At 74.2% G+C, this 9,325-nt stretch carries 6 protein-coding genes; 3 read left to right on the top strand and 3 right to left on the bottom strand.

Features of this window, described 5'->3' with window-relative positions; translation table 11 throughout:
- The 3 genes from ACWEVN_RS43160 to ACWEVN_RS43150 all read right to left on the bottom strand — a co-directional run.
- A partial coding sequence (locus tag ACWEVN_RS43160; protein ID WP_452055139.1) for a cyclic nucleotide-binding domain-containing protein occupies positions 1–627 on the bottom strand: 627 nt, incomplete at its 3' end.
- Positions 624–1,856: an IS701 family transposase gene (locus tag ACWEVN_RS43155; protein ID WP_452055138.1), complete on the bottom strand. Its 1,233-nt coding sequence runs from the start codon at positions 1,854–1,856 to the stop codon at positions 624–626. The genes ACWEVN_RS43155 and ACWEVN_RS43160, both read right to left, overlap by 4 nt.
- 39 nt (positions 1,857–1,895) lie before the next feature.
- Positions 1,896–2,918, bottom strand: a complete 1,023-nt coding sequence (locus tag ACWEVN_RS43150) for a hypothetical protein (RefSeq protein WP_449683636.1) — start codon at positions 2,916–2,918, stop codon at positions 1,896–1,898.
- 258 nt (positions 2,919–3,176) lie between these two features.
- Between ACWEVN_RS43150 and ACWEVN_RS43145 the strand changes: the two genes are divergently transcribed.
- The 3 genes from ACWEVN_RS43145 (at position 3,177) to ACWEVN_RS43135 (ending at position 9,263) form a co-directional block, all read left to right on the top strand.
- The gene (locus ACWEVN_RS43145) at positions 3,177–4,970 is read left to right on the top strand and encodes an AAA family ATPase (protein ID WP_452055137.1); all 1,794 of its coding nucleotides are present in this window, start codon (positions 3,177–3,179) and stop codon (positions 4,968–4,970) included.
- Between the two features lie 223 nt (positions 4,971–5,193).
- On the top strand, positions 5,194–6,000 hold the full coding sequence (locus ACWEVN_RS43140) for a helix-turn-helix transcriptional regulator (protein ID WP_452055136.1): 807 nt from the start codon (positions 5,194–5,196) through the stop codon (positions 5,998–6,000).
- 224 nt (positions 6,001–6,224) lie between these two features.
- Positions 6,225–9,263, top strand: coding sequence for a type I polyketide synthase (locus ACWEVN_RS43135; protein WP_452055135.1), 3,039 nt, complete (start codon positions 6,225–6,227; stop codon positions 9,261–9,263).
- Positions 9,264–9,325: the final 62 nt, after the last annotated feature.

Genomic DNA, 9,325 nt, shown 5'->3' with positions numbered 1-9,325 from the left:
GGCCGTGGCGCCCCAGTCGGCCGCCGCCCCGGCCAGGTCGGCGGCCGTGCGGTCGAACTCGGCCGCGGCGCGGACCAGGGCGGCGACCGGGTTGTTGAGCTCGTGCGCCAGCCCGGCGGCGAGGGTGCCCAGGCCCTCCATCATCGTGCGCCGCCCGGCCTGGGCCTCGTACGACCGGATCCGCCAGACCAGCACCGGCAGCAGCACCCGGCAGACCTCCGGGCAGCGCACCAGCATCCGCAGGAACGTCTCCCGGTCGTAGGCGAGCAGTTCGACCGGGCCGACGGCGGTCGCCGCCGCCACGTAGCCGCCGCCGGCGAGCAGCGGCAGTTCGCCGGTGTACTGGTGCGCGGCCGGCGGCTTGTCGGCCGCGTGCGGCGCGGCGGCGGGGTCGGCGAAATGCCGTCCGACGACCTGCTCGCGGCCGTCGATCCGCTTACTCAGCAACAGTTCCCCCGACAGCAGCACGTAGAAGTGCTCCGCGTGCTGGCCGTCGTCGAACAGCATTTCGCCGTCCCGCAGGACCTGCGGTGCGCCGGCCGCGGCGAGCCAGTCCAGCCGCTCGGCGTCGAGCCCGGCGAACAGCTCGATGCCGCGCAGCCGGGCGCCGGTCACCGGCCGCGTCATGCGTACGGCCGGATCCACGTGTCGCCGGCCGCGGTCCGGCCGGCCTCCGGGACGTCGGCGTTCTCCTGGAGGACGCGGTAGGCGTGCGCCACCGACGCCAGCGTCACGTGGTGGTGCCAGCCGCGGAAGGAGCGGCCTTCGAAGTCGGCCAGCCCCGATTCGTCGTGCAGCCGGGCCAGGCCCTCGGCGACGCCGCGGTGCCGGCGCACCAGGTGCACCAGGTCGGGCATCCGGGCCTGGGTGATGTTGGTCAGGTGGATCAGGTCCGGCTGCGCCCGGCCGGACACCCGCTCGGCCAGCAGCTGCCGGGTGCCGCGGTGCAGCCGCGCCGGGGCGGGTGCGGCGCGTCCGGCGTAGGCCAGCGGGGCCAGCACGAACTGCGAGATGGTCGCCTGGCCGTGCGCGGTCTCCCGCCAGTTCATCGTCATCCGGCCGAGCCGGCGGGCCTGGCGCACGAGCTCGCCCGCGGTCCGGGGCTGCGCCGCGCCGAGTGCGGCCGCGGGCACCGCGCCCGCCACCGGGGTGTCCTCCGAGACCTGCACGACGTAGTGCAGGCCCCGGCGCTCGAGCCCGCGCAGCAACGCCTCGACGTGCCGCTCGTGCCGGGCGTCCACGAGCACCGGCAGGGCGGGCAGGTCCCAGCCGTCGAGCATTTCGTCCAGCATCTCCATGACGTGCGCCCAGCGCGGCCGGTGCCGCTCGCCCGGCGGTACCCGCGAGCGCGTCCGGCGGACGCTGTCCTCGTCCCACTCCCTCGGTAGCTGCAGCCGCCAGTCGACCGGCACGCAGCCTTCGTCGCAGGCGAGGAACACGGCGAGCCCCAGCTGGCAGTTGAGCACCCGCTGGCAGCTCGGGGCGAACTGCTTGGCCACGCCGACCGAGCTGGCGCCGTTCTTCGGGAACACGGCTTCGGCGATCACCAGCGCCCGCGGCCGCAGCGTGCCCGCGACCGCGCGGGCCAGCGCGCCGCGGACCGGCGCCCAGTGCCACGGGCTCTGGTTGACGAACTGCTGCAGCGACTGGTCGGCGCGCCAGCCGACGACGTGGTCGGAGATCCGGCGGATGGTCTTGCGGCCGGGCAGCGAGTACAGCCCGCGGACGTACACCTCGCCCCAGCGCCGCTGGTCGGACCGGGCGAAGGAGGCGAACAGCTCCTGGCAGAAGGCGGACAGGTCCACCGGATCGGCGGGTGCGACCGGGACGAAGCTCTCGATGCGGGCAGTGGTCATGGTTCCCCCAAACGGTTTGCTTCTCGTGCCGTGCGTGGGTCAGGCCGCGGCGCGGCCGACCCGGCACACGGCGAGCTCTTCCTCGCCGTGGGCGTACTGCAGCCGGACACGCATCGCCGCGGCCTGCGGCGCGTACCGCGTGCGCCAGTCCTGGAAGTGCGCCCACGCCTCGCCGTACCCGCGCTGCTCGGGCAGCCCGGCGAGGACCGCCACGCGGACGCTGTGTTCGAACCCGCGTTCCTCCCTCCCCTGGAGGCTCACCGCGGGCCGCGGGAGGTCGATGCCGAGCTGCCGGGCCAGCGCGGGCAGGCAGCGCGAACCGGCGTCGAGCACCGAACGCGCGCTGTGCGGGGCCCACGCGGGCGCGACGGCGTGGGTCAGCGCGGCGGCGTCGAGCACCAGCACCGCCGCGTCCAGCCAGCACAGCTCGTTCGCCGGCCGGAAGCGGGTCAGCGCCGGGTACCCGGTGTGGGTCGCCCGGATGTCGGCCAGCCAGGCGGTCCACTGGCGGAACAGGTCGTCGAGGTGCTCGCGCGAGCCGAACCGCAGGTGCTCGGCGAGCAGGAACTCGGCCTCGGACGGCTTGGTGCTGTGCGTGCACAGCTCGGCGACCATCCGTTCGCGACGGCTGTAGGCGGCGAGGATCCGCGAGAGGTGCAGCCCGAAGACCAGCAGCACCTGCAGCACGGCGAGCCAGCCCGCGACGGCCAGCAGCGCCGTCCCGGAGCCGTCGCGCAGCACCATGAACCGCGCGACCCCGCCCGGGGTCGGCGGGACGTCCGCCAGCGCCGGGGAAAGCAGGGCGGCGCCGAGGAAGGTGGCCGCGACCCAGCCGCTTCCGACGAGCATCAGCGCGAGCGGGGCGCACAGGTCCAGCACGCGCTCGCGCCCCCCGGGAGGCAGCCGGCGGGCGAGGGCGGCTCCCCCGCCGCCGACGGCCCGCACGGTCAGCCGCATCAGCCGGCCGGACCGCTGCCGCGGCGTGAACACCGTCCGCAGCACGCTCAGGCACGTCAGCACGAGCAGGAGGACCCCGGCGAGCAGGAGGACCGCCGGGATCACCGGAGCACCGCCGCTCCCGGTCGCAGTGGCTCTCCGTGGTGCCGCACCCGCCCGCTCATCCCACCGGCCTCCAGTCCGTTCCGTTCTTCGAGCTTGCGCTACGGAATGCGCACCAAACAGAACCGGCTTGTAGTGGTACTCGGAATGCCTGCACTCGGTTGAGTGACGGAAGTGATCACACTCCGTCAGCTCGATCTTGACCGGCTCCGATGTCCGGGCGAGCGTGAACAGTCATCCACCAGCGGAAAGGGGAATCCGATGGACTGGCACTTCGTCGGCCGGGCCGAGCACCTCGAACGGATCCGGTCCCGCCTCGCCGAACGCGAACCGGACCCGCTCGTGGTCGTCGGGGAACCTGGCATCGGCCGTACCAGCGTGGTGCGCAAGGCACTGGCGGCCCTGGATCCCGCGCGGGACGCGCTGCTGGAGGTCCGCCCGGGCGGGCACGAGCCGTTCTCCTCGCTGCGGCACCTGCTGCCGTCCGGGGCGGGCCGGCCGGCGGGCCGCGACGCGGTCCGGGAGGTCGCGGAGGCGGTGCGGGAGCGGGCCGCGGGCCGCCGCCCGGTGCTGCTGGCCGACGACGCGCACCTGGCCGACCACGCGACGATGCTGGTGCTGCAGCACCTCAACCGGCACGCGGGGGCGTTCCTGCTGCTCACCCACCCGATCCCGGCACCGCGCCCGGGCGGCGGCGACCCGGTGGACTGCCTGCGTTACGAGCGCGGGATCAAGACGGTCCGCCTGCCGCCGCTGTCGGTGGACGAGGTCGGCGCGGTCCTGGCCCGGCTGATGGACGGCCCGGTCCGCTCGGCGACCACGGAGGCCCTCCACGCGGCCACGGCGGGCAACCCGGGGCTGCTGCACGACATCGTGGTCCGGCAGGAGCTGCGCGGGCGCATGGTCCGCGAGGCCGGCCGGTGGCGGCTGGCGGACGCACCGCCGGCGGACGGGCCGGCGCTGACCTGCCGCGGAGTGGCCCACCTCCTGGCGGCGGTCGCGCGGGCGTGGGAATCGCTGGCCTTGGACCAGGTGGAAGACCTGTGCCGCCTGGCGGCGTGGAGCGGCGCGGGTGGAGAGGTGGCGTTGGTGAAGGCGGCGGTCCACTTGCTGCGCGGCCGCGCGACGGAGGCCTTCGCGGCTTTGGACGGCCGGTGGGAGGTGAGTGGTGGCGGGTTGAGCGCGGGGTTGGGCACGGTGCTGGACCTCGGCGGCGCAGGCTCGGGTGCGCGGCCGGGAAACGGCCACGGCGGCGATGCGAGCTCCGGCGCTGGCTTTGACCACACGGAACCCAGCAGCGGGAACGGCTCCGGCGAGGCTTCCGCACGCTCGGAACCCGGCAGCAGCCCTGGCAGCACCCTCGACCGCCCGGAGCCCGGCAGCAGCGCCGGTTCCCACGCATCCCCCGGCCGCCCCGAACCCGGCTCACCACCGATGAACAACCCCACCGACACCCCCCATCCCGCCCCGCCGCAAAGCCGCCCCACCGAAGCACCGGCCAGCCACCGGCCTCCCACCCCGATCGCCGCGCCGGCCGAGGATCCGCATCCGCTCCTCCTCCGCGCCATGTGTCTCGCCTTCGGCCGCCGGAATCCTGCCGAAGCTGATGCCCTGCTCGCCGCCGCGGCTGCTGCCTCTCCGCACCGGGAACGGCTGCGTGCCTATCGGGGCTGGCTGCTCGCCGTCGCCGGGCGGCGGGCTGATGCCGCCTCCGTTCTCGACGGTCTCACTCAGCACCGGGATCGGCATGCCGCCCTCTTCGCCCACGCCGCCGCGGCCATCGGGCACCTCGACCTCGGGCGGGGGGCCGCCGCCATCTCGCACCTGCGGCGGGCGCTCGTGCTCGCCGAGGCCGATCGGGCCGTTCTTCCGTGGATGGCGCCCTACCTGCGGGCCTACCTGATCGATGCGCTGCTGCTCGCCGGGCGGATCACCGAGGCCACCTCGATGGCCGGCGAATTCCACGCCGCCGCGCCGGAGTGCGGGTGGAAGGTCGCCGTGGCGATGGCCGCGCTGACCGCCGCCGCGCGGGCTGCCGAGGTGCCCGTGGCGTGAGCACGAAAGTCCGTCCGGATAAAGGTCCAGCCGGCCGCTTTCCCTCGCATCCCCGCTCCGGCGAAACGTCCTTTTAGGTTGTTTCGCCGGATATCAGGGGGAAAGTTCACACCAGTGGAACCGCCGTGGTCACCCGGATGGCCCCGGCCGGGCCCGTATGCTGTCCGAATGGCCCATTGCCTGGGGGAATTTCACCGGTCCGTTCCGCACGTCCGAGGTCGGCATGTCCACGGCAGGCGATAGCCGCCGGGAACTGGCCAAGTTCCTGCGCAGCAGGCGCGAGCGGATCACGCCGGACGAGGTGGGGCTGCCCGCCGGGCCGCGGCGGCGGACCGTCGGGCTGCGGCGCGAGGAGGTCGCCGTCCTCGCCGGGCTGAGTCCCACCTGGTACACCTACCTCGAACAGGGCCGCGGGATCCAGCCCTCGCGCGAAGTCCTCGACAGCCTGGCCCGCGTCCTGCGGCTGACCGAGGACGAACGCCGGTACGTGCACAGCCTGGCGCACGGCTCGGTCGTCCAGACCGCTCCCCTGACGACGGACATCACCGCCGCCGACCTCATCCGCCAGGTCGTCGCCCAGTTCGACGACAGCCCCTACCCGGTCTACGCCGCCGACCAGTACTGCGCGATCATCGCGTGGAACCAGGCGGCCTGCGAGTGGTACGACGACTGGGCCGTCCTGTCGCCGCCGCAACGCAACATCCTGCACTGGCTGCTGTCCTCGCCACTGGCCCGCGAACGGCTGGTGGACTGGGAGGTCGTCACCCGGGACTCGGTCGCCCGCTGGCGCGCCGAATGCGCCCGCCACCCCGACGACCCGCACATCCGCGCCCGCATCGCCGAGTTCACCCGCCTCAGCCCGGCTTTCGCCGACTGGTGGGAAAGTCACGAAGTCCTGGAACACCGGTCGGCCGTGCGGTTGTTCCGCCACGGGCACCTCGGCGTGCAGGCCATGCGCATCGTCCCGTTGCAGTCGCCCGAGTTCATGCCCTCCGGCGTCGTCCTGCACCTGCCCACCGCGACCGAATAGCGGCCGCGCGTTTCAGCATTCCGTTATTTGGTCGTTGACCACCGGTCGGTCGGCGCGACAGGCTGTGCGCAGTGTGCCGATCCTGCTCAGTGTCGACGGACCGCACTTAGGCGGTTACGGCCACGAGCAGCAGATCCGCCGACTGGGGAACAACGAGCAGAAAATTGCCATGCCCGCCATTCCGGGATCGGCGCTGGGGTCCCGTGGCAGCACGAGGGGAAGTTATGATCTTGAGGACGAGCAGGAACCTTGCCCGGCAAACTTCCGCAGAGCAGGGTGTTGCCATTGTCGGAGCCGCTTGCCGGCTGCCCGGCGCCGGAACTCCGGAGCAGTTCTGGGAGGTGCTGCGGACCGCGCGGGACACGGTCACCGAGGTTCCGGACGACCGTTTCGACATCGACCGGTGGTTCTCGCCGGAAATGGGAAAGCCGCACACCATCCGCAGCCGCAGCGGTGGCTTCCTGGATCGGATCGACCAATTCGACGCACGTTTCTTCGGCATTCTGCCCAACGAAGCGGAGCAAATGGACCCGCAGCAGCGGATGCTCTTGGAAGTCGCCTGGGAGGCCTTGGAAGACGCCGGGCGGACCGCGCCCGAACTGGCCGGCTCCAATACCGGCGTCTACATGAACATCTGCACTTCCGGGTACTGGGACGTGCTGCGCGCGGCGGGCCGCCACGACCTGCACGCGGCGATGGGCGGCGAGGCGGGCGGGATGGCCGCGGGCCGGATCGCCTACCACCTCGACGTGCGTGGCCCGGTGATGGCGCTGGAGTCCACCTGCGCCACCGCGCTGCTGGCGGCGCACGTGGCCGGCCGGGCCCTGCGCTCCGGCGAGATCGACCTGGCCGTCATCGGCAGCGCGAACCTGCTGCTTTCGCCCGACCTGTACTTCGCGCTCAGCGAGGCGGAAATGCTCTCCCCCACCGGGCGCTGCCGGTTCGGCGACCGGGACGCCGACGGCTACGTGCGCAGCGAAGGCGCCGTGGTGCTGGTGCTCAAGCGGCAGGAGGACGCGGACGCCGACGGCGACCGGACCTACGCGACGGTCATCGGGAGCGCGGTGCGCGGCGACGGCCGCAGCGGCGGCACGCTCACCACGCCGGGTGTCGAGGGCCAGGAAGCCGTGCTGCGGGCGGCCTACGAAGACGCCGGCGTCTCACCGGCCGATGTGGACTTCGTCGAGGCACACGGCCCCGGCACCCCCGCCGGCGACCCGGTGGAGCTGACGGCACTGGCCACCGTGCTCGGCGAACAGCGCGACCCGGCCCGGCCGTGCCTGGTGGGCTCGGCCAAGTCCAACGTCGGTCACCTCGAAGTCGCGAGCGGGATGGTCGGGCTGCTGAAGGCGGCGCTGGCCCTGTACCACCGCGAGCTCCCGCAGACACTGCACGTCCGAACCCCGCTGCCGGTCTTCGAAGAGCCGGGCAGCCCGCTGCGGCTGGCGACGGAACGGACGCCGCTGATGCCGATCGGCCGCCCCGCCCTCGCCGGCGTAAGCGCCTTCGGCCTTTCCGGCGGTTACGCGCACGCCGTGCTGTCGGAAGCTCCGGCGGTGACCGCGCCGCGCCGGACCCGCGACGACGGCGGCCGCCCGGCGTACCTGCTTCCGTTGTCCGCCAAGGATCCCACCGCGCTGCGGACCCTCGCCGCGGCGACCGCCGAGCTGCTGAGCACCCCGGACGGGCCGTCCGCCGCGGACGTCTGCCACACCGCCGGGACCCGGCGCACGCACCACGAGCGCCGGGTGGCGGTGGTGGGCCGGGACCGGGCGGAGCTGGCCGACGAGCTGATCGCGGTGGCCGGCGAGCACGGCGTCCGGCCGGCACCGGGGCGGGCGCCCCGGGTCGTGTTCGTCTTCCCCGGCCAGGGTTCGCAGTGGCCCGGCATGGGCCGCGAGCTGCTGCGCACCGACGCGGTGTTCGCCGCACGGCTGGGCGAGTGCGACCGGGCGGTACGCGCCGAGGCCGGATTCTCCGTGCTGGAAGCCCTGGAGTCGGGCCGCGCCCTGTCCACTATGGACGAGGTGCAGCCGGTGCTGTGGGCGGTGCAGGTGGCACTGGCCGCGAGCTGGCGCAGCCGCGGCATCGAGCCCGGCCTGCTGATCGGGCACAGCATGGGCGAGGTGGCCGCCGCGGTCACCGCCGGCGCGCTGACGGTCGCCGAAGGCGCGGCGGTGATCTGCCGGCGCAGCGGCCTGCTGGCCCGCCGCCGGACGCCGGGCGCGATGTGGGCGGTGCAGCTGGGCGAGGAACGCGCGGTCCGTGCCATCGGCGCGCACGCCGGGCGGGTCTGCGTCGGGGTGGTCAACAGCCCGCACGCGACGGTGCTGTCGGGCGACCCCGGCGCGCTCGACGAAGTCGTCGCGCCGCTGCGCGCGACCGGCGTCCACTGCCGCCAGGTGCAGGTCGACTACGCGTCGCACGCGCCGCAGGTGGCCGGGCTCTGCCCGGACGTCGAACGGTCGCTCGCCGGGCTGCGCCCGCGCGAGGGCCGGGTGCCGCTGCACTCGACCGTGCTGAACCGCGTGGTCGGCGGCGCCGAGCTGGACGGCCGTTACTGGGCGGACAACCTGCGCCTGCCGGTCCGGTTCGCCGACGCCGTCGGCAGGGTGCTCGCCGATCCGCGGCCGGTGCTGTTCGTCGAGATCAGCCCGCACCCGGTCCTGCACGCGGCGATCGAGGACGGCATCGAGGCCGCGGACGCTGCGGCCGCCGCCACGGTCACCGGCTCGCTCGAGCGGGAACGACCCGAAGCGGCGACGATGCTGCGGGCGCTCGCGACCGCGTACGCGGCGGGCTGCGACCCGGACTGGGCGCGGCTCACCGAAGGCGGCGCGTTCGTCCCGCTGCCGGGCTACCCCTGGCAGGGCGAGCGGTACTGGGTCGACGACGGCGCGGGGGCGTGGACCTCGCCGGTGATCTCGCTGCCCCATCGGCACGCTCCGCCCGCCGAGCGGTTCGACGAGCCGGGCGACCGCCCCCGCCGCGGCCCGGGCACGGCGGAGGAGTGCGCCGAAGACCTGGTCCGGCGGACGGCCGCGCTGCTCGGCATCGACACCGGCGAGGTGGACCCCGGGGTGCCGCTGACGCAGCTGGGGGTGAACTCGTTGTTCGCGGTGAAGCTGGCCTACCGGCTGCGGTCCGAACTGGACATCGCGATCGGCGTTCGCGAGCTGCTGCAGGCGTCCTCGATCACCGAGCTGGCCGAGCTGGTGCACGCCCGGATGCCGGAAGCGGTCGACGCGGACCAGGCATCCTGACCGGCGGGGGGGGCGGGGGGGGGCGCCCGGGGCGGCAGAGCCCCAGTTGTGCGCCCCCCCCC

The organism is Amycolatopsis sp. NPDC003861 (genome assembly GCF_053605405.1).
Note: the sequence above shows the minus strand (reverse complement) of the source record. Positions and strands in the feature narration are given on the sequence as shown.